This window comes from Streptomyces zaehneri, from assembly GCF_032248645.1.
GTDB classification, from domain to species: domain Bacteria; phylum Actinomycetota; class Actinomycetes; order Streptomycetales; family Streptomycetaceae; genus Streptomyces; species Streptomyces coriariae.
Map to the genome: position 1 here is coordinate 144,635 of NZ_JASTTJ010000001.1, position 25,427 is coordinate 170,061.

The 25,427-nt window shown below is 72.6% G+C and carries 23 protein-coding genes; 9 read left to right on the forward strand and 14 right to left on the reverse strand.

The window, feature by feature from the left end; translation table 11 throughout:
- Positions 1-19: 19 nt before the first annotated feature.
- Entirely contained in the window at positions 20-811 is a 792-nt protein-coding gene (locus tag QQM72_RS00665; RefSeq protein ID WP_314218825.1) for a protein phosphatase 2C domain-containing protein, read from the reverse strand.
- A gap of 368 nt (positions 812-1,179) precedes the next feature.
- Here QQM72_RS00665 and QQM72_RS00670 point away from each other — a divergent pair, with 368 nt between their 5' ends.
- The 5 genes from QQM72_RS00670 to QQM72_RS00690 are packed head-to-tail and all read left to right on the forward strand — an operon-like array spanning position 1,180 to position 6,877.
- Complete coding sequence (locus tag QQM72_RS00670) at positions 1,180-4,047, forward strand: sensor histidine kinase (protein ID WP_314218826.1); 2,868 nt, start codon at positions 1,180-1,182, stop codon at positions 4,045-4,047.
- Positions 4,044-4,547 carry a roadblock/LC7 domain-containing protein gene (locus QQM72_RS00675; RefSeq protein WP_314218827.1) on the forward strand — a complete coding sequence of 168 codons (504 nt, stop codon included), beginning with the start codon at positions 4,044-4,046 and terminating at the stop codon, positions 4,545-4,547. The genes QQM72_RS00670 and QQM72_RS00675 overlap by 4 nt, the downstream gene beginning before the upstream one ends.
- Positions 4,544-4,975, forward strand: coding sequence for a DUF742 domain-containing protein (locus QQM72_RS00680; RefSeq protein ID WP_314218828.1), 432 nt, complete (start codon positions 4,544-4,546; stop codon positions 4,973-4,975). Before QQM72_RS00675 ends, QQM72_RS00680 begins: the two co-directional genes overlap by 4 nt.
- On the forward strand, positions 4,956-5,600 hold the full coding sequence (locus QQM72_RS00685; RefSeq protein WP_314218829.1) for a GTP-binding protein: 645 nt from the start codon (positions 4,956-4,958) through the stop codon (positions 5,598-5,600). Before QQM72_RS00680 ends, QQM72_RS00685 begins: the two co-directional genes overlap by 20 nt.
- 23 nt (positions 5,601-5,623) lie before the next feature.
- A complete protein-coding gene (locus tag QQM72_RS00690) occupies positions 5,624-6,877 on the forward strand; it encodes a styrene monooxygenase/indole monooxygenase family protein (protein ID WP_314218830.1) in 1,254 nt (417 codons plus the stop codon).
- On the opposite strand, the gene QQM72_RS00695 is transcribed toward QQM72_RS00690, so the two are convergent.
- The 4 genes from QQM72_RS00695 to QQM72_RS00710 form a co-directional block, all read right to left on the reverse strand.
- On the reverse strand, positions 6,850-8,121 hold the full coding sequence (locus QQM72_RS00695; RefSeq protein WP_314218831.1) for an NlpC/P60 family protein: 1,272 nt from the start codon (positions 8,119-8,121) through the stop codon (positions 6,850-6,852). The genes QQM72_RS00690 and QQM72_RS00695 overlap by 28 nt on opposite strands.
- A 101-nt stretch (positions 8,122-8,222) precedes the next feature.
- Complete coding sequence (locus tag QQM72_RS00700) at positions 8,223-8,597, reverse strand: hypothetical protein (RefSeq protein ID WP_314218832.1); 375 nt, start codon at positions 8,595-8,597, stop codon at positions 8,223-8,225.
- A gap of 14 nt (positions 8,598-8,611) precedes the next feature.
- Positions 8,612-9,262 (reverse strand): TetR/AcrR family transcriptional regulator, encoded by a 651-nt coding sequence (locus QQM72_RS00705; protein ID WP_314218833.1) that lies wholly within the window; start codon positions 9,260-9,262, stop codon positions 8,612-8,614.
- Between the two features lie 46 nt (positions 9,263-9,308).
- Positions 9,309-10,247: an AurF N-oxygenase family protein gene (locus QQM72_RS00710; RefSeq protein WP_314218834.1), complete on the reverse strand. Its 939-nt coding sequence runs from the start codon at positions 10,245-10,247 to the stop codon at positions 9,309-9,311.
- Positions 10,248-10,493: 246 nt separating this feature from the next.
- Between QQM72_RS00710 and QQM72_RS00715 the strand changes: the two genes are divergently transcribed.
- Positions 10,494-11,357 carry an ADP-ribosylglycohydrolase family protein gene (locus QQM72_RS00715; protein ID WP_314219151.1) on the forward strand — a complete coding sequence of 288 codons (864 nt, stop codon included), beginning with the start codon at positions 10,494-10,496 and terminating at the stop codon, positions 11,355-11,357.
- Positions 11,358-11,393: 36 nt separating this feature from the next.
- Here QQM72_RS00715 and QQM72_RS00720 read toward each other — a convergent pair whose 3' ends face one another.
- The 7 genes from QQM72_RS00720 to QQM72_RS00750 all read right to left on the reverse strand — a co-directional run bounded on the left by QQM72_RS00720 (position 11,394) and on the right by QQM72_RS00750 (position 18,691).
- Positions 11,394-11,924 (reverse strand): DUF3291 domain-containing protein, encoded by a 531-nt coding sequence (locus tag QQM72_RS00720; RefSeq protein ID WP_314218835.1) that lies wholly within the window; start codon positions 11,922-11,924, stop codon positions 11,394-11,396.
- 45 nt (positions 11,925-11,969) lie between these two features.
- Positions 11,970-13,427, reverse strand: coding sequence for a peptidoglycan D,D-transpeptidase FtsI family protein (locus tag QQM72_RS00725; RefSeq protein ID WP_314218836.1), 1,458 nt, complete (start codon positions 13,425-13,427; stop codon positions 11,970-11,972).
- Positions 13,424-14,875, reverse strand: coding sequence for an FtsW/RodA/SpoVE family cell cycle protein (locus QQM72_RS00730; RefSeq protein ID WP_314218837.1), 1,452 nt, complete (start codon positions 14,873-14,875; stop codon positions 13,424-13,426). The genes QQM72_RS00725 and QQM72_RS00730 overlap by 4 nt, the downstream gene beginning before the upstream one ends.
- 158 nt (positions 14,876-15,033) lie before the next feature.
- Positions 15,034-15,777 carry an SH3 domain-containing protein gene (locus QQM72_RS00735; protein ID WP_314218838.1) on the reverse strand — a complete coding sequence of 248 codons (744 nt, stop codon included), beginning with the start codon at positions 15,775-15,777 and terminating at the stop codon, positions 15,034-15,036.
- 70 nt (positions 15,778-15,847) lie between these two features.
- Positions 15,848-17,152: an ATP-binding protein gene (locus tag QQM72_RS00740; RefSeq protein WP_314218839.1), complete on the reverse strand. Its 1,305-nt coding sequence runs from the start codon at positions 17,150-17,152 to the stop codon at positions 15,848-15,850.
- Complete coding sequence (locus QQM72_RS00745) at positions 17,149-18,009, reverse strand: hypothetical protein (RefSeq protein WP_399075465.1); 861 nt, start codon at positions 18,007-18,009, stop codon at positions 17,149-17,151. Before QQM72_RS00745 ends, QQM72_RS00740 begins: the two co-directional genes overlap by 4 nt.
- 172 nt (positions 18,010-18,181) lie before the next feature.
- Positions 18,182-18,691 carry a protein-tyrosine phosphatase family protein gene (locus QQM72_RS00750; protein WP_314218840.1) on the reverse strand — a complete coding sequence of 170 codons (510 nt, stop codon included), beginning with the start codon at positions 18,689-18,691 and terminating at the stop codon, positions 18,182-18,184.
- A gap of 140 nt (positions 18,692-18,831) precedes the next feature.
- Here QQM72_RS00750 and QQM72_RS00755 point away from each other — a divergent pair, with 140 nt between their 5' ends.
- Positions 18,832-19,635 (forward strand): nuclease-related domain-containing protein, encoded by an 804-nt coding sequence (locus QQM72_RS00755; protein WP_314218841.1) that lies wholly within the window; start codon positions 18,832-18,834, stop codon positions 19,633-19,635.
- A 259-nt stretch (positions 19,636-19,894) separates the two neighbouring features.
- Here the strand turns inward: QQM72_RS00755 and ligD are convergent, their stop codons facing one another.
- Positions 19,895-20,776: a non-homologous end-joining DNA ligase gene (ligD, locus tag QQM72_RS00760; protein WP_314218842.1), complete on the reverse strand. Its 882-nt coding sequence runs from the start codon at positions 20,774-20,776 to the stop codon at positions 19,895-19,897.
- 55 nt (positions 20,777-20,831) lie between these two features.
- On the opposite strand from ligD, the gene ku reads away from it, so the two are divergent.
- Positions 20,832-22,040, forward strand: a complete 1,209-nt coding sequence (gene ku, locus QQM72_RS00765; RefSeq protein ID WP_314218843.1) for a non-homologous end joining protein Ku — start codon at positions 20,832-20,834, stop codon at positions 22,038-22,040.
- A 51-nt stretch (positions 22,041-22,091) separates the two neighbouring features.
- Here the strand turns inward: ku and QQM72_RS00770 are convergent, their stop codons facing one another.
- Positions 22,092-23,534 carry an acyltransferase family protein gene (locus tag QQM72_RS00770; protein ID WP_314218844.1) on the reverse strand — a complete coding sequence of 481 codons (1,443 nt, stop codon included), beginning with the start codon at positions 23,532-23,534 and terminating at the stop codon, positions 22,092-22,094.
- A 601-nt stretch (positions 23,535-24,135) separates the two neighbouring features.
- Between QQM72_RS00770 and QQM72_RS00775 the strand changes: the two genes are divergently transcribed.
- Positions 24,136-25,251 carry an MFS transporter gene (locus QQM72_RS00775; RefSeq protein WP_314219153.1) on the forward strand — a complete coding sequence of 372 codons (1,116 nt, stop codon included), beginning with the start codon at positions 24,136-24,138 and terminating at the stop codon, positions 25,249-25,251.
- The last annotated feature ends 176 nt before the right edge of the window (positions 25,252-25,427 follow it).

Below are 25,427 nucleotides of genomic sequence, written 5' to 3' on the forward strand. Positions count from 1 at the left end.
CCGCGGGCACGGCGGGGCCTCAGAGCTCCACGCACACCACCGTCGCGTCGTCGTGCGTCTTCGCCCGGCCCAACAGGGCCCGGCCGGCGGCGTCGTCCGCCCGCTCCAGCGCCCTGACCCGCTCCACCAGAGCCCCCGCGCCCTCCTCGCGGACGAGGGTGAACAGGTCCGTCCAGTCGCCCTTCCGGAAGAGCTCCGCCCAGCGGGTGGCCCCGTCCGACAGCGCGGCCAGCGAGCGGACCTCCGCGCGCGGCACGCTCGCGGTGACCGCGCGGGCGGCCACCCCGGGGTCGGCCGCGGCCGTGAAGAACCCGCCCTCCTTGTTACGGAGGGTGCCGTCGACGACCTCGGCGCTCCGCAGCAGGGCGCGCGGCAGGCGGGCCAGCCGGTCGTCGCGGACCGGGGTGACCGTGCCGTCCGGGGCGGCGAGCAGCAGCGCCGCGTCGCACAGGACCAGGTACTCGACGGTTCTCGGCGACCAACGCGCGAGGACCACGGTGGCCTGTGGGGTGCGTGGGTGAGAAAGGTCACAGGTCTCCGCATGGGCCTCGGCGGTACGCGCGATGGCAAGGGCGAGCGCCTCGGCCAGGGGGACATCCGGGAGTGAAACGGTCAGTTCGGTCAGGGCGCCGCCGAGTCGCGCCGTGAACCAGGGGACCGAATGCAGACAGCCGGCGCCACCCGGGGGTGGTGTCACCCCGTCCAGCAGGACGAGCGAACCGCCCTGTCCGGAGGCGGGAAGTCCGACACTCGCGAAGTCCTCGTTGGGGCGGGCCCGGTCACCGGCCTCCGACACAAGTTCCGTACGCATCCGGACAGTCTGCACGACCCCTTCACAGCCTTCGCGAAAGGCTGGCATCGCTCCCCGAACTCACGTACCGCCGCAGGTCAGACGCCTGGTTTGGGTAGGAATAAAGCACTCCGGGAACGCGTGGCGGCGAATACTGTCAAAGCCCGCCGCCCACGTCCAACCGGCCTGCCGCGCAAGGCCGCTGCGCACGCCGGAGGAACTTGCCCGCCAACTCTCTCCCGATGTTCACTCCTTCGGGTGGCGGGGCAAGCGATGCGAGGCCCCTGCCCACCGGCACTGGGAGGGTCGGAAACCGTACCGGACGTACGCGCCAGTTGACGGAGCGTCACATCCGGCCCATGGCACACGAGTCAGGAATGCGAGCACCGGTGCAGAAGACGCGGCCTCGGCGTACAGGCAGGCAGACGGCCTCCGAGGGGGGCGCGGAGCGCACCCCTGTCGGCAAGGGCCGTCCCACCCACGTACGCAACCGGCTGATCGTCGCGGTGGCCGTCGTGGCCGCCGCCGTCGCCGGGGCGGGCGCCCCCTCGATCCTCGCCGCCTCCGGGCAGCTGAAGGACTCCCAGGACCTGGTCACCCTGGCCGAACAGAGCCAGGACGCCCTCGCTCTCGCCCAGTCCCTGGCGGACGAGCGCGACGAGGTCACCACCTACGTGGCGGCCGGCCGGGTGAAGTCCAAGGCCCCCTCCGCCCAGGGCAGCGCCCGGGTCGACCGGCAGGCGGCCGAGCTGACCGCCGGGACGGACGTCTCCGCGGCGCTGCGCGAGGCCCTCGCCGCCGTGCCGTCCGTGCGCCAGTCGGCCCTCACCGGCAAGAGCACCGCGCTCACGGCGCACGAGGCGTACTCCCGGGCCATCGCCGCCCTCCATGTGCTCGTCGACCGGCTCGCGGAGGAGATGCCGCCCCGCGCGGGCTCCGGCGCGTACGCCCTCGCCGAGCTCGACACCGTCGTCCAGCAGGCCTCCGCGACCCGGGGGCTGCTGCTCGCGGCGCTGAACGTGCCGACGACCACCGAGACCGCGTACGACCCCGTCACCGGCCGGTCGGTCACCGAGAAGGTCTCCTCGGACGCCGACACCAAGCAGCGCAACGCGCTCACCGCCGCCGCGCAGCAGGCCCGGCTGCGCTCCGACGCGGCCCTCGCCGACTTCCGGGAGGGCGCGCCGCAGGAGACGGTGGACTCGTACGACTCCACGGTCACCGGCGGTGACGTCGACGCCGCCGAGGCCTACCTCGCCGCTCTCACCGACCAGCCGAAGCTGAGCGACGGCGAACTCGACACCAGCGTCAAGAAGCTCGACGCCGCGCTCTCCGCCCGGGTCGACCTGATGCGCGGGGTGGAGTCCTCGCTGTACGGCCACCGCGCCGAGGACCTGGCCCGGATGCGGGACGACGACGTCACCGACCTGGAGCTGCGCGTCACCCTGCTCGGGGCCCTGATGCTGCTGACGGTCGTCGTCGCCACGGGCATGGCACGCAGTCTCACCCGCCCGCTGTCCGTCCTGCGCCGGGGATCGGCGCGACTGGCGGGGGCCGAACACCCGGCGGCGGAGGAACCGGTCCGGTTCACCGGCCGCAACGACGAGTTCGCCCAGGTCGTCCGCTCGGTCAACGCCCTGCACGAACACGCCGCGGTGCTCCACGAGCGCGTCGGCACCCTGGAGTCCGATCGCAAGCACCTCGTCGGGCAGCGCCAGAAGATGGCCGACGCCCGCGAGGAACTGCGCACCGAACTCGCCGAGTCCGCAGCCCAGTTGGACGGGCTGCGGGACAGCATCGGCGGTACCTTCGTCAACCTCGCCCTGCGCACCCTGGGCCTCGTCGAACGCCAGCTGGCGGTCATCGAGGGGCTGGAGGAGCGCGAGCAGGACCCCGACCGGCTGGCCACGCTCTTCAAGCTCGACCACTTCGCCACGGTCATGCGCCGCCACAGCGAGAACCTGCTGGTCCTGGCCGGTACGGAACACGTCCAGCAGCACGCGGGCCCGATCCCGCTGGTGGACGTGGTCCGCGCGGCGGTCAGCGAGATCGAGCGGTACGAGCGGGTGCGCATCTCCGCCCTCCCGCCGCACGCGCACGTGGCCGGATTCGCCGCGGACGACCTCTCCCACCTGCTGGCCGAACTCATGGAGAACGCCACCTCGTTCTCCCCGCCGGACCTGCCCGTCGAGGTCTCCGGCTGGCTCCTGGAGAACGGCGAGGTCATGCTCTCCGTCCAGGACGAGGGCATCGGCATGGCCGAGGACCGCATGAGCCGTCTCAACGCCCGCCTCGCCGAGTTCGACCCCGAGACGCCGTACGACCAGGAGGGCGAGGAAGGCCTCGGCCTCGGCCTGTACGTGGTGGCCCGGCTCGCCCACCGGCACGGGGCACGGGTGCGGCTGCGCGAGCAGAAGCAGGGCGGGGTGGCGGCGGTCGTCGTCCTGCCGACCGCGCTGCTGGCCGCGGCCCCGGCCGCCGCGATCCCGGTGACGAACCCGGCGGCCACCCCCCAGTCCTTCTCGCTGCCGGGCGCGGACGCCGAAGCCAACTCCAATGTCCTGCCGGGCCGCAAGAAGCCCGAGGACCCGCTGGTCGAGCTGGCGGAGAGGGCGGTACGACAGGCAAAGACCCCGGCCGGGACGCCCACGCCGGCTCCGGCGGAACTCCCGGCCGAGACGCCGGCTCCGCCGCAGCCCCTGGCCGGGACCCCGACGCGGATCCCGGCCGAGACGCCGGCCGAGACGACGATGGAACTGCTGCTGCCGAGCCCGCAGGGCGAGGCCGCGGCGGACGCCGAGGAGGCCGAGGAGGTCGAGGAGACCGACCAGGCGGGGGAGCAGGGCACCGCCGCCGACCCGGCGACCGCCGACCGCGCGGACCTCCCGCCGGGCCCACCCGCACCCGACGAAGGCCACGCCGCCGGCGAGGCCGAGGCGGAACACACCCGCACACCGGACGCCCCGGAAGAGCTCGTCACGGACAAGGGCCTCCCGAAGCGCACCCCCAAGATCACCGCACCCGCCCAGGCCCCGCGCCAGCGGACCGGTTCCGTCGACGCGGACGCCCTCCGCCGCCGTCTGGGCGGTTTCCGCCGGGGAGCGGAGGCCGGCTACCGCGACGTGGAAGCCGAAATCGCCGAACGGACGGGCCGGAACCAGGTGCCGTCCCCCGAAGCAACTCGGAAAACAACTCGAGAAGCACGCGCACACGCCGAAGAAAGCACGGGGGGCACAGTCGAGGAGGCAAGCAGTTGACCGCGCCCAGTACCTTCGGACTGAGCAGTGAAGCCCGTAACCTGCACTGGCTGTTGACCAACCTCGTGGAGGAAGTACCCGGCATCCAGTCCGTCGCCGTCGTCTCCTCCGACGGCCTGCTCCTGCTGTCCTCCGACCCGGGCCGCAACCTCGAGGCCCGCGAGGCCCGCGAGGCGAAACCCACCGGCCCGCGCGGCTCCTCCGCCGATCTCGCCACCATCGTCTCCGGCATCGGCAGCCTCACCATCGGCGCCGCCAAGCTCATGGCCTTCGGCGGGGTCAGGCACACCATGGTCGCCATGGACGAGGGCAGCCTCTTCGTCATGTCGATCAGCGACGGCTCGCTCCTCGGCGTGCACGGCTCCGCCGACTGCGACATGAGCGTGGTGTCCTACCACATGGCTCTCTTCGTCGGCCGCGCCGGACACGTCCTGACTCCTGAACTCCGCAGTGAGCTACGGCAGTCACTGGAGTCCGAGGAGACGGGGGTCGTCCGATGAGCGCCGTTCCGAAGCAGTCGCGGGGCGACCGGCAGCAGCTCCCCGTGCGGGGCGGCGACCGCAAGCCGGCCCGGGTGCGCCCCTACTCGCTCACCGGTGGACGTACCCGCTTCGGGCACGTCCTGCTGGTGGAGACCTTCGTGGCGGCCCTCGAAGCCCCCGAAGAACGCAAGGAACTGGCGAACAGCTCTCTCAAGTCCACGGTCATGCCGGAACTGCGGGCCATCGTCGAACTGTGCCGCCGTATGCGCACGGTGGCCGAGATCGCCGCGCTGCTGAAGATGCCGCTCGGCGTGGTCCGGGTGCTCCTCAGCGACCTCGCGGACCAGGGAAAGATCCGTGTGTACGGCACCGGTACCGCTCACGGTACGGGCCGTCCCGACCGCGCTCTGCTGGAAAGGGTGCTGAGTGGACTCCGTCGTCTCTGACGCCGCTCGTGGCGTCTCCCCCTTCGTCGAACCCGAGCCCGACGAGCCCTTGCAGCCCTGGCAGACGGACCGCACCCGTGCCCCCATCGCCACGAAGATCGTGGTGGCGGGCGGGTTCGGCGTCGGCAAGACCACCCTCGTGGGCACCGTCTCGGAGATCGAGCCCCTCCAGACGGAGGCGCTGATGACCGAGGCCAGCGAGGGGACCGACGACCTCACCGGCACCCCGGAGAAGGTCACCACGACGGTCGCCATGGACTACGGCCGGCTCACCCTCGACGACGACCTGGTGCTCTACCTGTTCGGTACGCCGGGACAGCAGCGGTTCTGGTTCATGTGGGACGACCTGGTGCGCGGCGCGATCGGCGCGGTCGTACTGGCCGACACCCGCCGGCTGAGGGACTGCTTCCCCGCCCTGGACTACTTCGAGAGCTGCGGGCTGCCGTACGTCGTCGCCGTCAACCACTTCGACGGCAGCGAGGCGTTCGAGCCCGCGGACGTGCGGGAGGCGCTGACGATCCCCGCGCACATACCTGTCATGATCATGGATGCGCGGCGCCGGATCTCGGTGATCGAGACCCTCCTGGCCCTGGTGGGCCACGCGCTCGACGAAACCCCCGAGTAAGGCCCTCAAGGAGAGTCCCCCGCATGCGGAAGATACTCGTCGTCGGAGCCGGCCAGTCCGGTCTCCAGCTCGCCCTCGGCCTCCAGTCGCACGGGTACGAGGTCACCCTGATGTCGAACCGGACGGCGGACGAGATCCGCTCCGGCCGGGTCATGTCGACGCAGTGCATGTTCCACACCGCCCTCCAGCACGAGCGCGACCTCCAGCTGAACTTCTGGGAGCAGCAGGCCCCGAAGATCGGCGGGCTCGGCGTCTCGGTGGCGGCCCCCGGTTCGCACGACCCGGGCCCGACGCAGCGCGCGATCGACTGGCTGGGCAGGCTCGACGGATACGCGCAGTCCGTCGACCAGCGGGTGAAGATGGCCGGCTGGATGGAGACGTTCGCCCAGCGCGGCGGCCAGCTGGTGATCCACGGCGCGGCGGTCTCCGACCTCGACTACTTCTCCCGCGCCTACGACCTGGTCATGGTCTCGGCCGGCAAGGGCGAGCTCGTCCAGATGTTCGGCCGCGACGCGGAGCGCTCCCCCTACGGCGAGCCGCAGCGCGCCCTCGCCGTCGCCTATGTGCACGGACTGGGCCCGCGTCCGGAGCACCCGGACCTGGACGCGGTCCGCTGCAACCTCGTCCCCGGCGTCGGCGAACTGTTCGTCATGCCGACGCTCACCACCTCCGGCCGCGCGGACATCCTGTTCTGGGAGGGCATACCCGGCGGCCCGCTGGACGTGTTCAAGGGCGTCAAGGACCCGGCCGAGCACCTCTCCCTGACCCTGGAGCTCATGGAGAAGTTCACGCCCTGGGAGTACGCGCGGGCCACCAAGGCCGAACTGACCGACGCCGGCGGCACCCTGGCCGGCCGTTACGCGCCCACCGTCCGCAACCCCGTCGGCCGCCTCCCCGGTGGCGGCCTGGTGCTCGGCGTCGCCGACGTCGTCGTCGCCAACGACCCGATCACCGGGCAGGGCTCCAACTCGGCGTCCAAGTGCGCGGCCGCGTACCTCGCCTCGATCATCGAGCGCGGCGAGAAGGAGTTCGACGAGGAGTGGATGCGCGCCACCTTCGACCGGTACTGGAACACCGCCCAGCACGTCACCAAGTGGACCAACGCGATGCTGGCCCCGCCGCCGGAGCACATCATCGACCTGCTGGGCGCGGCCGGTCAGCTGCCCCCCGTGGCTGATCGTTTCGCCAACGCCTTCAACGACCCGGCCGACTTCGAGAACTTCTTCTACGAGCCGGAGAAGACGGCGGCCTACCTGGGCTCGGTCGCGGGGGCCTGAGCGGGGGCCCGAGAGGCCTGAGCGGGGCTCTTGACGGGAGTCCGGGCGGGAGCGGGAGCGGGCGGCGCGTCCGGGCGTACGGCTCCCAGGACCGGTTGGGCCGCGATCTCGGTGATCTTGACCTGCTCGCCGGTTCGCGGCGCCTGGACCACCTTGCCCGCGCCCAGATACATCGCCACATGCGTGGCCTCGGGGAAGTAGATCACCAGGTCGCCGGGGCGCAGCCGGGTCAGCGGGATCCTCGGCAGCCGCGCCCACTGCTCCTCGCTGGTCCGCGGGATCGGAGTCCCGGCGTGCCCCCAGGCCTCGGACGTCAGGCCCGAGCAGTCGTACGACCTCGGGCCTTCCGCGCCCCACTCGTACGGCTTCCCGATCTGTCGTACGGCGTACCGCACGGCCTTCGCGCCCTCCTTCGACGGTTTGCGGTCCTCGTCGAGCGCGCCGGACGCCATGAGCTTCTCCTGCGCCCGCGCCACGCTGTTGCGTTCCAGTTCGGCGAGGGCGGCGAGCTGCTCGGCGGTGAGGGAGGCGAGGAGTTCCTCGACGTCGGCCAGGCGCCGGGTCACGTCGTCCCGCTCCTTCTTCCGGCGTTCGGTGAGGGTGAGCTGTTCGTCGAGGGCGGCGCGGGCCTTGCGGGCCAGCCCGTCGGCCAGGCGTTCGCCGCTCGCCAGCCGCCCGACCGTCCCGGCCCGGTCGCGCGCCAACCGGCCGATCAGATGCCCCTGGTCGAGGGCGTGCTGCGGATCGCGGGCGAGAAGCAGCCGTACGTACGGGGAGATGTCGCTGCTGCCCTGGTACTGCTGGCGGGCCAGCCGTCCGGCCGCGCCCCGGCTCCGGTGCAGGGAGAGCCGGGCCTTCACCAGGGCGGCGTCCAGCCGCGCGGTCTCGGCCCGCCGCCGCTTCAGCTGTTCCTCGGTGGCGTTGAAGGCCTCGGTGGCCCGTTCGGCCTCCTGGTACAGCCGCTGAAGCTCCGTCAGCAGTTCGGCGACGGTGCGCTCTTCGCCGTCCGGGGCGTCCGGGTCGTCCGTCTCGGCCGCCGGCGGTTCCTCCGGGTCCGGCGTTCCCGGCGTCTCCGGCGTCTCCGGTGTCCCCGACACGTCCGACGTCTGCGGAGCCGTCACCGTCCGTTCGCCGGGCGTCGGGGGCTCCGGTGCCGCCACGGCGAGCCCGGGGCCCAGGACGGCCTGTACGGCGAGCGCCGCCGTGGCGACCGTACAGGCCGGACGCAGCAGTCTTCCTGACACGTCATCACCTCCGCTGCGGGGTGGCCCCTCCATCCCGTAGGGCGAGCATCAGGCGCGTGTGCGCTGCCCGCGCGCTGGAGGTGCGGTTCGGCGCAATCGAGTCACTCGTCGGCGTCATCCCGCCGTCCGCCCGGCGTGGCGTCGGGCGGAGTTCTGGGCGTGGTGCCGGACTCGGTGCCGGGCGTGGTGCCGGGTTTCGACCACGGCCACCTCAGTCCGCTCGCGCCGCCGCTCCACCTGCCCGCGCCCCTGTCGCCCTCGTCGGCGAACTCGTACTTCCAGCCCTGGGGCAGCCCGAGCTTCCTGCTGTGGCCGCGCGGCACGCGCCGGTAGACCAGGACGGTGGGCGGGCCGCCGGCCGCGTCGGGTACCGGGATGCGGTACGTCTTCGGCGGGTGCCCGGTGGGGCCCAGCAGCACGGGCAGCACCCGGCCGTCCATGGGGCCGCCCTCGAAGGGGGTGTCTTGGCTCTTCACCGCACCAGTGTCGATCAGGTCTCCGCCGCGAGCGCACCCCGGACCAGTTCGGCGGTCTGCGCGTCCCGCGCCGCGGTCACCATGAGGACGGCCACGAACTGGTCCACCAGCCAGTCCCGCAGCTCGTCGGCCGGCGGCTGCTTGTCCTCGTCGAGCCAGATGAGGGAGGCCGCCTCGACCGCGGTGATCCACATCCGTACGGTCATCCGGAGCCGCGGCCCGGGATCCGGGACCCCCAGGTGGCTGTAGATGTGCTCGGCGGCGGCCCGCCGTACGCCGTCCACGATGGCGGTGGTCCGGGACGTCTCGACGACGCTGCCGCCCTGGAGCAGGGCGCTGAAGCCGGCGTCGTGACGGCCGACGAACGTCAGGTAGCGGTCGAGGGCGCGGGCCAGGCGGGGGAGCGGCGGGCCGTCGTGGGGCTCGTCGAAGCAGTGGTGCAGCTCCTCGGCGGCGGAGCGCAGGGCGGCCTCGTAGAGCTGCTGCTTGCCGCCGGGGAAGTACCGGTAGACGAGCGGCCGGGACACCCCGGCGGCCTCCGCCACGTCGTCCAGCGAGACGTCCTCGGGGACGCGGTGCGCGAAGAGCGAGAGCGCGGCCTCGAGCAGCTGGCTGCGGCGCTCCTCGACGCTGAGGCGACGGTAGGCGGGCGCGGCGGGGGTCATGACGTGCAGCGTAATCGCCCACCCCCGCCCCGTGCCCGCCGCCGGGTCACGCCAGCAGTCCGGACGACCTCCACAGCCGCCGCCCGACGCCCCGCAGCACCCCGATGTCGTCCAGGAAGTCCGTCAGCTTCTTCGATCCCGTCTGCATGACCTCCCGCCGGTGCCCGCTCGCTCGCACCTGCGCCACGGCCTCCCGCTTGTCCAGGCCCACGTTCGTGTAGACGTCCGGGTTCACGAACGCCACGGAGAACACCCGCGCGAACTCGCCCGACGTGACCCTGGTGAACTCCTGGGACCACTTCGGCGCCGTCATCATCTGGCGGCGCAGCTCCTCACGGGCGTAGCGCACGTGCCGGGCCTCCTCCACGACGTGGATCCGGGTGACGCCCCGGACCAGCGGCTGGACCCGCTCGTCGGGGAAGGTCAGCCGCTGCATCCAGTCGAGGACCTCCTCGCCGAGCAGGGTCGCGGTGAAGGAGCCGGGGGTCGTGGAGATCGTCTTGAACAGCCGTCCCAGGTTCTGGTGGGCGCGGCTCACCGGGTAGTAGGGCGTCCCGCCCCGGGTGATCAGCCGGGCGAACATCTTCGAGTGCCGGCACTCGTCCTCGATCTCCGTCAGCGCGTACCGCACGTGCGCGCTCGTCGCCGCCTTGTCGTAGATGTGCCGGACGAGCAGCTGCATGAGGATCAGCTCGAACCAGATCCCGAGCGAGGCGAGCGCGGCGGCCTCGTGCTGCGACAGCAGGATCCGCTGCTCCTCGCTCATCCGCCGCCACATCGGCGTGTCGTACAGCGACACCAGCTCCGGCGGCCAGAACCACTTGCCTTCCTCGAAGGGGGCGTCCCAGTCCAGCTCCTTGTCGGGGTCGAACGAGTGCTTGGCGGAGGACGCGAGCAGCCGCTCGGCCACCTGCTCCCGGTCCTTGAGCAGGCCCAGCGCGTCCCGCAGCCCTTCCAGCGCGTCGGCATCGGTGAGGGTCGTCATGGCTCTTATGAGACTGCTTGTCAGCAAGACCGTCAATCCCTCACGCACCATTTATTGATCCGGTCCTCGCTTCGGTTCTCGATCCGGTCCTCGCTTCGGTTCTCGCTTCGGTTCTCGCTTCGGTTCTCGGTCCGGATATCTGTCCGGGTCCCGAAGGGGCGTCTGCGAGAATCGACCTCCACGAGTCGTAGGGGGAACCGACTTGAGCTCCGCGCACGGAAACGACGCCGACCGCGCCGCCGCAGTCTGGAGGGCCTGGCCCTCGGGGACGCGTTCGGGGAGCGCTGGTTCCCGCTCTTCCGGGATCCCCGGCAGGCGTACAAGGAGGTCCGCGCCCGCCGGATGCCCGAGGAAGCGGACTGGCACTGGACCGACGACACGGCGATGGCCCTCGGCCTCGTCCGGGTGCTCGACCAGCACGGGGAGGTGCGGCAGCGGGACCTCGCCCTCGCCTTCGCGCTCGGCCACGACGCCGACCCGGCCCGCGGCTACGGCCACGGCATGCACCAGTTGCTGCCCCGACTGCTCCGGGAACCCGACCGCTGGCCCGAGTTCAGCCGTGAGCTCTTCGGCGGCGAGGGCAGCCTCGGCAACGGTTCCGCGATGCGGGTGGCACCGTTGGGCGCCTGGTTCCGCTCCAGTCTTCGCCGGGTCGTCGAGCAGGCCACCCGCTCCGCCGAGGTAACCCACGCCCACCCGGAGGGCATCGCGGGCGCGGTCGCCGTGGCGGTGGCGGCGGCGCTCTCCACGCGTGGGCAGTCGGCCATCGCCGCGGTGGCCGAGCTGACCCCGGACAGCGCCACCCGCGACGGCCTCGCCCGCGCCGCCGAACTCCCCTTCGCCACCGAGCCCTGGAAGGCCGCCGACCTCCTGGGCAACGGTCAGCGCATCCGCGCCGACGACACCGTGCCCTTCGCCGTCTGGTGCGCCGCCCGCCACCCCGACGACCTCGTCGCCGCGCTGTGGGCCACCGCCGAGGGCTTCGGCGACGTCGACACCACCTGCGCCATCACCGGCGGCATCGTGGCCGCCCGCACCGGCGTCGACGCCGTCCCCGCACCGTGGCTGGAGCGCCGGGAACCCCTGCCCGGGGAGGCGGGGCGCCGATGACCGCCGAGGTGCGGCCCCTTGCCACGGACCGGTCGGCTAGACCGAGCAGCCCAGGTCCTCCGGTACCGGGAACGTCGTCGGCTCCGCGCCCTGTGGGGGGAAGGCCGTGCGCAGGCCGAAGGCGTACGGGGTCGGGCCGTTCGCGCGCAGACGCAGGAGGCGGGACTCGGCCTCCGCGACCGTCGGGCGGTGGCCCGCCGGTACCCACCACAGCGCCGTCATCGCCTCCGCCACCCGCTCGAACCACTCCCGGCGGCGCGTGAGCAGCTCGCGGTGCTGCCCCTGGTACATGAACGTGGTCAGGGCGTCGATGTCTCGCCACACCGTCAGGTTGACGATCAGCCAGGAGTCCCCGAAGACCTGGATGTCGGTCGCGTCGCCCCCGTCGGACTGGAGCCGCCAGACATAGCCGTCCGCCGCCTCCGCGGTGGCGTTGACCGGGTCGAGAGCGTCCACGAAGTCCTTCAACTCGGGTGAGTCCAAGGGAAACTTGAGGCGGGAGATGTTGACCTGGGCGAGTTCGAAAGCGGCGGTGTCGGTGACGTTCTCAGCTCTCGTGTCAGTCATGAGCGAACCGTAGGACGCCCCTGTGCGGTCCCGGTACCCCCTGTCTCACGACTTGAGCACCGCCTCCATCACCGCCCGGGCGATCGGCGCCGCCATCCCGCCCCCGGTGATGTCCCCGCGGCGGGCCGACCCGTCCTCGACCACCACCGCGACCGCCACGCTCGGCTCCATGTCCCGTTCGCCCCGCGCCCAGGAGACGAACCAGGCGTACGGGATCCCGGCGTTGCCGAGTCCGTGCTGGGCGGTACCGGTCTTGCCGCCGACGACCGCCCCCGGGATCGCGGCGTTCGTGCCGGTGCCCTCCCGCACCGCGTCCACCATCAGCTCCCGCATCAACCGCGCCGTCGAGGACTGCATCGCCTGGCGGGACGGGCGGGAGCCGGCCGTGGCCACCGTGGCCCCGCCCCGCCGTGTCGTCCGCTCCACCAGATACGGCGTGCGCAGCTGCCCCCCGTCGGCCACGGCCGCCGACACCATCGCCATCTGCAGCGGAGTCGCCCGGGTGTTGAACTGGCCGATCGAGGACAGCGCCAGCTGCGCCTGGTCGAGCGAGGTGTCGAAGGTGCTCGGCGCGACGGCGAAGGGGATCCGCACGTCCACGTCGTTGAAACCGAACGCCTGCGCCGTCCGGGTCATCCGCGCGAGGCCCGTGTCCACGCCGAGCTTGGCGAACACCGTGTTGCACGACCACTCGAAGGCGTCCCGCAGCGGCGCGTCCTCGCAGCCGGGGCCCTCGTTCGTCAGGCCGGTCGTCGTCCCGGGCAGCCGGTAGGGGGCGGGGGAGTCGGTGGCCGCGTCGAGGTCGGTGATCACCCCCGCGTCCAGTGCCGCCGCCGCGGTGACCACCTTGAACGTCGATCCCGGCGGATACGTCTGGCGAGCCGCCCGGTTCAGCATCGGCTTGTCCGGGTCGCGGTTCAGCCGCACCCAGGCCTGTTCGGCCGCGGCGTCGTTCCCGGACAGCACGGCGGGGTCGTACGAGGGACTGGACACCAGCGCCAGCACCCGCCCCGTCGACGGCTCCACCGCCGCCACCGCGCCCTTGCGCCCGCCCAGCCCCTCGTACGCGGCCTGCTGGGCCCGGCGGTTCAGGGTCGTCACCACGTTGCCGCCGGCCGGCCGGCCGTGCGTCACGTCGTCCCACAGCGGGAACGGCGAGAGCATCGGATCGGCCCCCGAGAGCACGTCGTCCCCGGTGTGCTCCAGGAACGTCGTCCCGTACACCTGCGAGGCGAAGCCGGTCACCGGCGCGTACAGCGGCCCGTCGCGGTACGTGCGTTCGTAGCGCAGCTGCTCACCGGTGTCCCGGGAGCCGGTCACGGGGGCGCCGTCGACCAGGATGTCGCCGCGCGGCTGGGCGTAACGGGCGATGGAGTCACGCCGGTTGGCCGGGTTGTCGTCGTACCTGCCGGACTGGACGACCTGGACGCGCAGGGCGTTGACCAGGAGCGCCACCAGCAGCAGGGCGCAGAAGGCGGCGGCGTGCCGGATGTGCCGGGTCAACCGGGCCTCCGTGGGTCCTCGTCGTGGAGTGGGTCGGGGAGTGAGGTGTGGGGTGTGGAGTGGGGTGTGGGGTGGGGTGTGGGGTGCGGGGTCCGGCGCGGCGCGTCGAGGGCGGCGTGGCGCGGCCGCCTCGCGGAGTCGCTCACCCGGATCAGCAGCGCCACGATCGCCCAGTTGGTGACGACCGAGGAGCCGCCCTGCGCCAGGAACGGCATCGCCATGCCGGTCAGCGGGATCAGCCCGGTCACCCCGCCCGCGATCACGAACACCTGGAGCGCCACGATCGAGGCGAGGCCGGTCGCCAGCAGCCGGCCGAAGGGGTCGCGCAGGGAGAGGCCCGCCCGGTAGCCGCGCTCCACCAGCAGGCCGTAGAGGAGGAAGAGAGCCGAGAGGCCCACCAGGCCCAGTTCCTCGCCCGCCGTCGCCAGGATGAAGTCCGACTTCGCGGCGAAGCCGATGAGGACGGAGTGGCCGAGGCCGAGCCCGGTGCCGGACATCCCGCCGGCCGCGAAGGAGAACAGCGACTGCGCGAGCTGGTTGGGGCCCTCACCGGCCTCGATCGTCGCGAACGGGTGCAGCCAGTCCTCGACCCTGCCGTGCACGTGCGGCTCCAGGCGGCCGACGGCGACCGCGCCCAGTGAGGCGAGCAGCAGCCCGACGGCGATCCAGCCGGTGCGGCCGGTGGCGACGTAGAGCATGACGACGAACAGTCCGAAGAAGAGCAGCGACGTGCCGAGGTCCCGCTCCAGCACCAGCACCCCGACGCTCAGCAGCCAGATCGTGACGATCGGCCCGAGGACGCGCCCGGTGGGCAGCTGGAGCCGTTCGAAACGCCAGATCTTCCGGCCCGCGTACGCCAGCGCCGTGCGGTTGGCCGCCAGGTACGAGGCGAAGAACACCGCCAGCAGCACCTTCGCGAACTCGCCCGGCTGGATGGAGAACCCGGCGATCCGGATCCAGATACGGGCGCCGTTCACGGCCGGGAAGAGGATCGGCAGCGCGAGGAGGGCGAGCGCGGCGACCACACAGACGTACGCGTACCGCTGGAGCAGACGGTGGTCGCGCAGCGCGGCCACGACCATGATGAACAGGGCCACCCCGAGCGTGGACCACACCAGTTGGGTGGGTGCCGCCCGGTCGCCCGGCGTCTCCAGGTCGAGCCGGTAGATCAGCACCAGGCCCATCCCGTTGAGCAGTACCGCGATCGGGAGGAGCAGTGGGTCGGCGCAGGGGGCGCGCAGCCGCACCGCGAGGTGCGCCAGCAGCGCGAGCACACCGAGCCCGGCGCCGTAACCTGCGGCGCCGGGCGGGACGGTGCCGTCCTTCGCGAGGCCGACAGCGCAGTAGCCGTACACCGAGAGCAGCACGGCCAGGACGATGAGGGAGAGTTCGACGCCTCGGCGCCGGGGGAGGAGCGCCGCGGGGGCGGGCGCGTCGGCCGCCGCCACGGTGGTTCCGGCGCTGGTGGTGCCCGCACCGGCTCCAGCTCCCGACCCTGCTCCTGTCCCTGCTCCCGTCCCTGGTCCGACTCCGGCTTTCGTCATGTCCGGAACCTACCCAAATATGACCCCTTGTGGGCCTTGGATGCTTTCGTGTCAGTGCCGCATCAGCACCAGCGAGGTGCCGTCCCGATGGTGTCGATGTAGCGCGCCGAACCCCAGGCCCAGGTGCCGTCCGTGAGCAGGTACCAGAGGGAGTTGCCCTGGACTTTCTGGCCCGGGGTCTTGCAGAAGATCGAGACGATCTCGCCGCGATGGGCCACACGGATCACCTGGCCGGCTCGGGTGGGCGCACTGCGCAGGAGCAGTTGGCTCGCGGTGACGCGCCCGCGGTAGCGGCGGGAGTCGTTGTGGTTGCCGTTGCCGGACTGCCAGTCGCCCGCGTCGGACTGCCAGTTGGTGTCACTCCCACCGGACTGCCAGCTTCCGTTCTGGTTGCCTTGGCCGCCGCCTTGACTCTGGTGCCCCTGGCCCCCGGCCTGGTTCTGGTGGCCTTGGCCGTTCTGGTTGCTTTGGCCCTGGCCTCCGCCCTGGTTCTGGTTGCCCTGGCCTCCGCCCTGGTTCTGGTGGCTCTGGCTCGCGGCTTGGTTCTGGTGGCCTTGGCCCGCGGCTTGGTTCTGGTTGCCCTGGCCTCCGCCGTGGTTCTGGTTGCCGCCCCCGCCACCCTGGTTCTGGTTCCCTTGGCCGCCTTCGCCGCCCTGGTTCTGCCAGTCGGAAGAGCCGTCGTCCTGGGTGGTGAGGCTGTCGCCGTCCCAGTCGTCGGCGATGGCCGGGGCGACGGCCGCGGTGGCGGCGAGGGTGCCGGCTGCGGTGAGTATGGCTAGGCGGGTGAGGGCGGTGCGCAGGGGCATGGCGATACCTCCATGAAGAGGGTGAAGCTGACTAATCGCCACATTAGGATCGGTTCGCGCGTGTCGCCCGTCACGCTGCGCCATCGGGGAGGCCGCTCCTGGCGGGAGGCGTCTGAGGGAGCGTCAGTGTCGCCACCGCACCGCCGTCCGGTGCGTTGGCGAACGTCAGCCGAGCGCCCAGCACCTCCGCCTGCCCGACCGCGATCGTCAGCCCGAGCCCGTGCCCCTTCGCCCCGCCCTCGGTACGGAACCGCTGCGGCCCGTGCGTGAGGAGGTACTCCGGATAGCCGTCCCCGTGGTCCCGCACGGTGACCACGGGCCCGTCCACCGACAGCACGACAGGCGACCGCCCGTGCCGGTGCGCGTTGGCGAGCAGGTTCCCCAGCACCCGCTCGAGGCGTCGCCGGTCGGTCTCCACGCGCGCGTCCCGGACGACCGTCACCTCGGTGCCGGTCGCCGAGGCCCCGGAGGTGTCCGAAGCCTCCGCCGTCCGCACCACGCGGACCGCCAGCGCGCCCAGCTCCTCGGCGTCCAGCTCGAGCCGCTCCCGCCCGGTGTCCAGGCGGGAGATCTCCAGCAGGTCCTCCGTCAGCGTGCGCAGCGCCGCCACCCGGTCGCGGACCAGTTCCGTCGGCCGCCCCGGCGGCAGCAGCTCCGCCGCCGCGTGCAGCCCGGTCAGCGGCGTGCGCAGCTCGTGCGCCACGTCGGCGGTGAACCGCTGTTCGCTCAGCAGCTTGCCCTGGAGCGAGGAGGCCATGGAGTCCAGCGCGACGGCGACGGCCCCCACCTCGTCCTGTGGCCGTCCCGGTTCCTTCGCCCGGGGGTCGTCCACGCGCGCGTCCAGGTCGCCGGCGGTGATCCGTCTGGCCACCTGCGCGGTGGTGTGCAGCCGCCGGGTCACCCGGGTGACCGCTACGGCGCCGACCAGCAGCGTCGCGCCGATGGCCAGGATCGACGACCACAGGATCGCGGTGTCGAGGGCCTCGATGGTGCGAGCGCTCTGCGAGTAGTCGACGGGGACCGCGAGGGCCCGCGCACCGTCGGCGGGGCCGGCCGCCCACATCGTCGCGCGCCCCTGATGGTCGGCGACCATCGTGCCGCGCGCGCCGGTGAGCGCCAGCGCCCGCAGCGAGGCGGGCAGGCCCGGCGGATCGAGGCTGGCGCCCCGCTCCAGGGTGTCCCCGGCCTCGAACGCCGCCGTCGCGTCCTTCAGCCGGGAGAGCGCGAGGTCGCGGGCCTGCCCGACGGTCTGGTTCGTCACCGAGACGTGCACCAGTACGCCGAGCAGGGCGGCCAGCGCGCAGCACATCACCGTGATGAAGACGGCGGCCTTCACGGCGAGCGTGCCGGCCCACGAGGGAAACGCGAGCCTCATCGGCCGCTCGCCGGCGCGGAGGCGGAAGAGGGAGCCGAAGAGGGGACGGAAGCGGAGGCAGCCGGGGACGGAGGCGCGGAGGTGGTCGGGGTCGAGGTCGGGGACGTGGAGGGGTGGGGCGAGTACTTCCGGCCCCCGGTGCGCAGCATCTCGTCGTGGGTGAGCAGCATCGCCCGCTGCTGTTGGTCCCATGTCCACTGGAGGCGGTACTCGTAGCCCGCGACCTCCGACGGGGCCCGGATGATCACGGACCGTCCGGCCAGTTCGACCCCGCTCACGGCGTCCTCGTAGGCCATGACCTGGACGAGTCTGTTCTTGCGCACGGTGTACACGCGGACGGCCGTCAGCTTGCCGGGCAGCTGTCGGAAGCCCAGTGTCAGGTCGTCGTGGCCGTCGCCGGTGAGGTCCCGGTAGTACGCCTTGAGTACGGGGCACCGGCTCCCCGCCGCCCCGCTCCTGCCGCAGTCGGCCATCCGGCGGGCCGTCTCGGCGTAGGTCCCCTCGGCGTAGTCGCCCGGATGCGTGGTGATCTCCTCGCGGACGACCGCGACCGGGTCCACCTTGCGGATGTCGCCGCCGGGCACCGTGATGCCCTTCACCACCTCGGTGTCCACCTCGCCGATGTCGAAGGCGGGACTGGAGGCGGGGGTCAGGTCCGGCCAGAGCCTGTCCGGGCTGATCGCGGTCGGTGTCGCCCCGGCGCCCTGAAGCCCACCCGCGTCACCGCAGCCCACGGCGACCGAGGCCAGCAGGGCGACGGCGACGGCGGCGAGCCCGCGTCGGGCGGGACGGGAGAGGCGGGCGGGACGTGAGAGGCGGGAGGAGGGGGAGGAGCGGAGGGGACTTCGGCGGCGCACGGGACTCCTGTGACTCCTCTGGGGATACGACGGCGTCAGGCCCGTACACCCTATTCGTAAGGAAGTCCGTTTTGCGTACTGGTGGGCCGGGGGCGGTGGAGCACTGGAGGCGCCGGGGTCCTGACCGCTGGAGGCGCAGGGGTCCTGAGGGGTCCTGACCATGGCGAAACGATTATTCGGCCAGTTCCTCCAAAAGCCTGGCCGTCGGCAGCCCCGCCCGCAGGTACTCCACGAACAGCTCGTTGTGCAGGGCCCACGGTGAGCGCCGCGACCGTATCAGCCGGATCGCCTCCTCGGCCGAGTGCCCCCGGCGTACCAGCGTGTGGGCGATGACCAGGCCGGAGCGGTTGTAGCCGCTGTAGCAGCGGACGAGGACCGTCCGGCCGTCGTCCATCGCGTCCTCCGCGGCCCGCGCCAGGCGGATCACCCCGGCGAGCTGGGTCCCGTCCAGCGGACCGTCCGGAATCGGCCACACGTGATGCTGCACCCCGGGATCGGGCCCATGTCCCCGCCGGGCTCGTGTCAACGTCTGGACGAGATCGAACTCACCCCGCACCACGGCGAGTTCAAGTTCGCCGGAGCGTCCCCGGAACTCGTGTCCGCCCATCCACAGGCCGGGCACGATCTCGCTCCACGGACGGTCCGGAGGCGGTACGTCGAGTTGCTTCCTGCGGGTTCGCAACGGCGCCTCCCCAAACGCGCTGCCCGGTAACGGCGCCTCTCCAGACCGCTGCTCAGTGCCTGCCCAACTCCCCTCGAAGGTAACCGCCTTCTTGCCCCCGGAGCACCCCTCCTGTTCCCATGGTCGTGGGGTGATGGTGCATGAACGGACTGCGCGTCATACCGACCTGGCGGCATGGCCAGGAGCGGCTCTACGTATGTCTCACGGACGGCAGGAACATCGCCTGGTACGACCGTGAGGCGGCCAGGATCAACCTGATCGGGGAGAGCCGCAGAGAGGACGTCCTGGAGGCCCTCGGCCCCTTCGTCACCGGCCCGGTCACGGTCGGCCCGCCCCCGGTCCCCACGCCCGCGGAGCTGGCCCGGCTCTCCCTCCACCCGGACGACGACCTGGCCCCCAACCGCCCCGGCGAGGCCCTCCTGATCGACCTGGACCGCGACCCGGACACCGCCCACCGCCTCCGAACCGATCCGCGCCGCCGCGCCCTGGCGGCCGAGCAGACCGTCGGCGTGGCCCTGGACCGCCTCGACGGCGCCGGCTGGCACACGCTGCACTCGCTGCCCCTTCCCGGCGGGGACCGCGTCCACCACCTGGCCATCGGCCCGGCCGGCCTGTTCGCGGTCCACGCGCTGTACGCCCGTAAGCAGCGGGTCCGGATCTCCGACCCCCTGGTCGGCCTGGGCCGCCGGGACCCACAGCCCCTGCTGCGCCGGGTGCGCGCCGACGCCGACCGCGCGTCCCACGCCCTGACGGCCGAGGTCCGCCCGGTGCTGGCCCTGGTCGGCCCGACCGGCGTCCTCGTCGCCGTCCCGCCGCGCGAGGTCCGCGTCCTGACCGACGCCGAGCTCAGCGACCTGACCCGTCTCGGCGGCGTACTGAAGCCGGCGGACGTGGAGGCCCTGCACGCGATGGCCCGCGACCGGGGGACTTGGGCGAGAGTGTGACGGCGCCCCCGTCCAGCCCGTCCAGCCCGTCCAGCCCGTCCAGTCCGTCCAGTCCGTCCGGCGTTCGAGGACGAGGCCCCGTCAGGGCCGAAAGCGGGGTCTGGGGGCGCAGCCCTCAGGGATGGGACGGGCAGGGGCGGGGGCGGGGGCAGGGGCAGGGGCGGCGGGGGCGGCGGGGGCGAGAAAAAGCCCGAGCCGGACGGGACGGAAACGGGAGGATGCCGGCCGGGGCGCGACGAGCACGGGCCCGAGGGCCCGATCACGGCACCGCCCCCGCCCGCCCGGCGTCGAGCAGCGGGGCCAGCAGATCCCCGAAGCCCTGAAGCCGCGGAGCGATGCCGGAGGCCGTGAACGTGAGCGTCCCGACGGACCGGCACTCCTCGACCTCCTCCCAGGTGACCGGCGCCGACACGGTCGGCTCGGCCCGCGCCCGCAAGGTGTACGGCGTCGCGGTCGTCTTGCGTGCCGCGTTCTGACTCCAGTCCACGAACACCTTCCCCGGCCGCAGACTCCGCGTCATCCGGTGCAGAACCAGCCGGGGCATCGCCCGCTCCGCCTCCACGGCCAGCTGCTTCGCGTACTCCGTGACCCGTTCGGAGGAGGCCCCCCGTACCGCCGCCAGCAGATGCAGCCCCTTCGACCCGGACGTCTTCGGCCACGCCTCGATCCCGTCCGCCGCGAGCCGTTCGCGCAGCCACACCGCGGCCTCGCAGCACTCGACGACGGTCGCGGGCGGGCCGGGGTCGAGGTCGAGGACGAGCCGGTCGGCGGTCTGCGGATCCTGGATCACCCACTGCGGCGTATGGAACTCCGTGACGAGGTTCGCCGCCCAGACCAGACTCGCCAGATCCTGGACGACCACCATCCGCGCGGGCCCCTCCGACCGGGGCACCTCGGCCGTGGTGACCCATTCGGGCGTCCCCGGCGGCACGTTCTTGGCGAAGAAGATCTGCCCGTCGGGCCCGTCCGGGTAGCGCAGGAAGGACAGCGGCCGGTCGCGCAGATGGGGGAGCAGGGCATCGGCGACGGTCGCGTAGTAGTGCAGCACCTCGCCCTTGGTGAAGCCGGTCGCCGGATACAGCACCTTCTCCAGATTGCTGAGCGCGAGCCGTCTCCCCTCCACCTCCGTGATCGGCGTCATACGATGAGAATCACATGAAACCATCACATAAGGCTCATTCAGGAGGGCGCTGCACGTGAGATCCATTTGGAACGGCGCCATCTCCTTCGGCCTCGTCAGCATCCCGATCAAGCTGGTGAACGCCACCGAGAGCCACTCGATCTCCTTCCGCCAGATCCACACGGAGGACGGCGGCCGCATCCGCTACCGCAAGGTCTGCGAGCTGGAGGACCGCGAGGTGAGCTCGGCGGAGATCGGCAAGGGGTACGAGGACGCGGACGGCACGATCATCCCGATCACCGACGAGGACCTGTCCCATCTGCCGCTGCCGACCGCCAGGACCATCGAGATCGTGGCCTTCGTCCCGGCCGACCGGATCGACCCGCTCCAGATGGACGCCGCCTACTACCTCCAGGCGGGCGGCGCCCCGGCGGCCAAGCCGTACACGCTGCTCCGGGAGGCCCTGAAGCGCAGCCACAAGGTGGCGATCGCGAAGTACGCCCTGCGCGGCCGGGAGCGGCTCGGGATGCTCCGCGTGGTCGGCGAGGCGATCGCCATGCACGGTCTGCTCTGGCCGGACGAGGTCCGCGCACCGGAAGGAGTGGCCCCGGACACCTCGGTCACCGTCCGCGACAAGGAACTCGACCTCGCGGACGCCCTGATGGACACCCTCGGCGAGGTCGACCTGGAGGACCTGCACGACGAGTACCGCGAGGCGGTGGAGGAGGTCGTGGCGGCGAAGGCGGCCGGCGAGACACCCCCCGAGGCCCCGTCCGCGCCGTCCAGCGGCAAGGTGCTGGACCTGATGGCGGCCCTGGAGAAGAGCGTGCGGGCGGCGAAGCGGTCGCGCGGCGAGGAACCGGAGGCCGCTTCGGAGACGGAGGGGGAGGCTGAGGAGACAAGGGAAAGGGCAGGGGAGGAGACGGACCGGGAGTCGGAGTCGGGGGCCGAGGTCAGGCACCTTTCGCAGCGCCGGTCGGCCCGTGCTGCGCCCAAGGGGACGGGCGGCAAGAAGTCGACCTCCACGGCGACGGCGAGGAAGACCACGGCGGCGCCGAGGAAGTCGACGTCGAAGACGGCGAGCTCGACGCAGCCGGCGAAGAAGGCAACGGCGTCGAAGAGCACTGCGGCAACGAAGAGCACAGCCAAGAGGGCCGCCGCGAAGAAGACGACGGCCAAGGGAACGACGGCCAAGGGGACGGCGGCCAAGGGGACGGCGGCGAAGGGGACGACGAAGAAGTCGGCTGCGAAGAAGGCGACGACGGCCCGCAAACGCACGGCCTGACACCGCCCGAAGTCACCCACCTCAGCCGCGCGTCACTTCCCCCCTCCCACCTCAGCCCCGCCCCACCTCTGCGCGCCCTGACTCCTGGTCCTCGGCACCACCGTCGTTGTCGTCCGCGTCGGTTCCGTCGCTTCGGTCGCTCCCGCCGTCCCCCTCGTCCCGGCGGGGAAAGGCCACGCACAGCGTGGCCACGCCCAGCGCCAGCCCCACGGCCGGCCACACCGGGAACTCGCCGCCGTACGCGAACCCGTGCCCCGCGAAATACGTCAGCGCCCAGACGCTCACGCCGAGCCCGGCCCACATCCGCCAGGCCGCCGCCCCCCGGATCCCCGCGCCGGGCCGCACGCGCACCTCCACGGCGGCCAGGGCCCGCTCCACTGGCCGCAGCGCCCGCACCACCCCCACCAGGACACCCCCCAGCACCAGCAGCCACGGCACCCGCAAGGCCCACCAACCTGCCGAGCCGTAGCGGGGTTCGGGGGCGATCCCGGTCAGGTAGAAGGCGGCGGCGACGATCAGCACCGGCAGCATGTGCCAGAGGTAGAGCGCCATGCTCCCGGCCCCCAGCACCCGCACCGCCCGCCGCACCCGGGCCCGCTCCAGCCCCCGTCGCACGACCGGTGCGACCAGCAGCGCCACCCCGACCTGAGCCAGGCTCCACGCCAGCATGGCCGCCGACGGGGGATCGGTGTTGCTCAGTTCCTCCCCGGTCACCAGGATCAGGCTGACGGGAAACGGCCCGGGCCCGACGAGCAGGGCGAACCCCGCCGCGCCGCCCACCGCCATGACCACCGCCCGTCCCCGCGCCCGCGGCGCCGTCTCCCCGTCGCCGCCCAGCAGCCCGTCCCGCCAGCAGAGGCCGAGCTGGTAGACGACGCCCCACACGAGCAGGTAGTTGAGCGCCCCGATCGCCTCGATCGCCTCGATCGCCTCGACGCCCGAGCCGCGCGAGGACGCGTCACCCGCCGCCACGAGCAAGCCGACACTGAGCCCCGCCACGCCCATGCCCACAGGGACGCGCAGACCCCACCGTTCGTGAAGGGAGTACAGCACCGGAGTCAGGGCGCTGAGCAGCAGATACACCGGAAGGAACCAGAACTGCATCGCCATCGCCCACCCCACCAGCGCGAGGGTGGCGCGGTCCACGCCGAGCGCGGAGCACACCCCGACGGCGAGCAGCACGAGGCCGCTGTACACGGCCGTGGGCAGTAGCAGGCGCACGGCCCGCTGCCCCACCCATCCCGTGACGCTCCCGCCGGCGGCCCGAGCCCGCGCCCAGGAGCCCGCGGCGGCGTGTCCACCGGCGAGGAAGAACAACGGCATGATCTGGAAGCCCAGGGTCAGCCACTGCGTCCAGGGCACGGTCGCCAGCAGTTCCGGGGCGGTGATCTCGCCGTCCGGATGCCGGACCAGCCCGGTGATCAGCCAGTGGCCCAGCACGACGAGCAGGATCGCCCACGCCCGCAGGAAGTCGACATACCGGTCTCGGCTCATGCGTCGCATGCTGCCCGCCCCCCAACTCCCCCGCGGCGAATAGTCCTTGTCGCAACCAAGCCGTACCCGGGACGACACCGGCCGGCCCGCGCCCACCCGAAGAAGCGGCCAGGCGGCCGACGTCCGCGCCTCGCCCGCGAACCCCGGTCGACGCTTCGACCCTGCACCCATGCCGGCAGCCACCACGCCACCACTGACAACGTCCGGGGGCCTGGAGTCCAAGAGCATCGACTACGCGTCAGGCATCTTGACGCTGTGCATGTTACCGGTAACATCGTTTTCGTCGGAGCACCAACCGCACGCCCACGCAGAGGTGGGCCGTCCGCCCCCGGGAGTCCGCGTGACCGACCACCCCACGGCGCAGCGCGTCCCGGCCGGCTCACCCACGCCGGACTCCACCGACGGCCCGGCCGACGGCGTGACCCGCGACGCGACCGACGTCACGAGCACCAGCACCAGCATCGGCCCCGGCCCCGGCCCCGGCCCCGGCCCCGGGCTCGGACCCGGCACCCGAACCGGCACCGTTCCTGTTCCCGTCCCGGCCCCTGTCTCCGCCCCCGTCTTCACGCCGTCCGCCGTGGTCGCCTCCTGCGTCGGCTTCATGCTCATCGGCGCTCTCCAGGCGTTCTACGGCCCCGCGATCCCGGCCCTGCGCCAGGAGTTCGGGCTCTCGCCCTCCGCAGCGGGCCTCGGGCTCAGCGCGCACTTCGTCGGCGGGGTCGCGGGAGTCCTCCTCTTCGACCGGCTGTACGGCCGTACCGGCAACCGGCGGATCCTCGCCGCCTCGTACCTGCTGATGGCCGTCGGCTCGGCAGGCTTCGCGGTCGCGCCGAACTGGCCCCTCGCCCTCACCGCCGCATTCCTCGCGGGGTTCGGCTTCGGCGGTATCGACTACGGCCTCAACCAACTCTTCGCGGTCGGCTTCGGCCACCGTTCCACCGCGATGCTCAACATCCTGAACGCCCACTTCGGCATCGGCGCGATCCTCGGCCCGGTCCTGATCGGGGTGGTGGGCGCCGAGCACTACCCCGTCGTCTTCCTGGTCTTCGCGCTCGCCAACCTGCCCCTGCTGTTCTGTCTGCGCGGCGTACGCGACAGCCCGCCACGGTCACCGCAGCCCCCGGGGCACCCCGCGTCCACCGGGGCGTCCACGCCGGCCGGCCGCGCCCTGCGGTCCGTCCTCGCCGTCTTCGTCACCCTCTACGTGCTGCACGTCGGCATAGAGGCGGGTGTGGGCGGCTGGGAACCCACGCACCTGGAGACCGTCGGACACGGCGCCGGCGTCGCGGCCACCGCGACCTCCGTGTACTGGCTGATGATGACCGTCGGCCGATTCCTGGTCGCCCCGATCGCGCTGCGCTTCTCCGCCCAGACCATCGTCACGGTCTCCTGCGCCGGCATGACCGCCTGCCTTCTGCTGGCGGCCGTACCGGACCTGGCGCCCGTCGCCTACGCAGGCGTGGGCCTCTTCATCGCGCCTATCTTCCCCACCGGACTGCCCTGGCTGCACCGGGCCGCCCCGCACGCCCGCCGGGCCGGCGCGGTCGTCATCGCCGCGTCCATGATGGGCGGCGTCGCGGCGGGCCCGGCGCTCGGCAAGGTCATCGAGTGGTCCGGCGTCCGGGCGGTCCCGCTCCTCCTCGCCGCGGTCTCCGCCGTCTGCCTCGCGGCCACCCTCTGGCTGACCCGGGCGACCCACCCGAAGCCCGCGCAGTGACCGCCCCACCGCTCCCGGCCGCCGCGCGGCACCGATGGCCCGGGGCGGTGCCGCCGAGCCCGTCGCCGACCCGCGTGCATTCCGAGGCACAGCCACGCACCCGCACGTCCACCCCGACGACCAGGCACCCCGAAGCACAAGTACAAGACCGAGACCGCGTACGCGCACGAGACCAA

Bases quoted from the DNA above. Each gene is read 5' to 3' on its own strand.
- QQM72_RS00665 (WP_314218825.1), bottom strand. From the start codon at position 811: ATGCGTACGGAACTTGTGTCGGAGGCCGGTGACCGGGCCCGCCCCAAC.
- QQM72_RS00680 (WP_314218828.1), top strand. From the start codon at position 4,544: ATGAGCGCCGTTCCGAAGCAGTCGCGGGGCGACCGGCAGCAGCTCCCC.
- QQM72_RS00690 (WP_314218830.1), top strand. From the start codon at position 5,624: ATGCGGAAGATACTCGTCGTCGGAGCCGGCCAGTCCGGTCTCCAGCTC.
- QQM72_RS00705 (WP_314218833.1), bottom strand. From the start codon at position 9,262: ATGACCCCCGCCGCGCCCGCCTACCGTCGCCTCAGCGTCGAGGAGCGC.
- QQM72_RS00710 (WP_314218834.1), bottom strand. From the start codon at position 10,247: ATGACGACCCTCACCGATGCCGACGCGCTGGAAGGGCTGCGGGACGCG.
- QQM72_RS00720 (WP_314218835.1), bottom strand. From the start codon at position 11,924: ATGACTGACACGAGAGCTGAGAACGTCACCGACACCGCCGCTTTCGAA.
- QQM72_RS00735 (WP_314218838.1), bottom strand. From the start codon at position 15,777: ATGCCCCTGCGCACCGCCCTCACCCGCCTAGCCATACTCACCGCAGCC.
- QQM72_RS00740 (WP_314218839.1), bottom strand. From the start codon at position 17,152: ATGAGGCTCGCGTTTCCCTCGTGGGCCGGCACGCTCGCCGTGAAGGCC.
- QQM72_RS00755 (WP_314218841.1), top strand. From the start codon at position 18,832: ATGAACGGACTGCGCGTCATACCGACCTGGCGGCATGGCCAGGAGCGG.
- ligD (WP_314218842.1), bottom strand. From the start codon at position 20,776: ATGACGCCGATCACGGAGGTGGAGGGGAGACGGCTCGCGCTCAGCAAT.
- QQM72_RS00770 (WP_314218844.1), bottom strand. From the start codon at position 23,534: ATGAGCCGAGACCGGTATGTCGACTTCCTGCGGGCGTGGGCGATCCTG.
- QQM72_RS00775 (WP_314219153.1), top strand. From the start codon at position 24,136: ATGCTCATCGGCGCTCTCCAGGCGTTCTACGGCCCCGCGATCCCGGCC.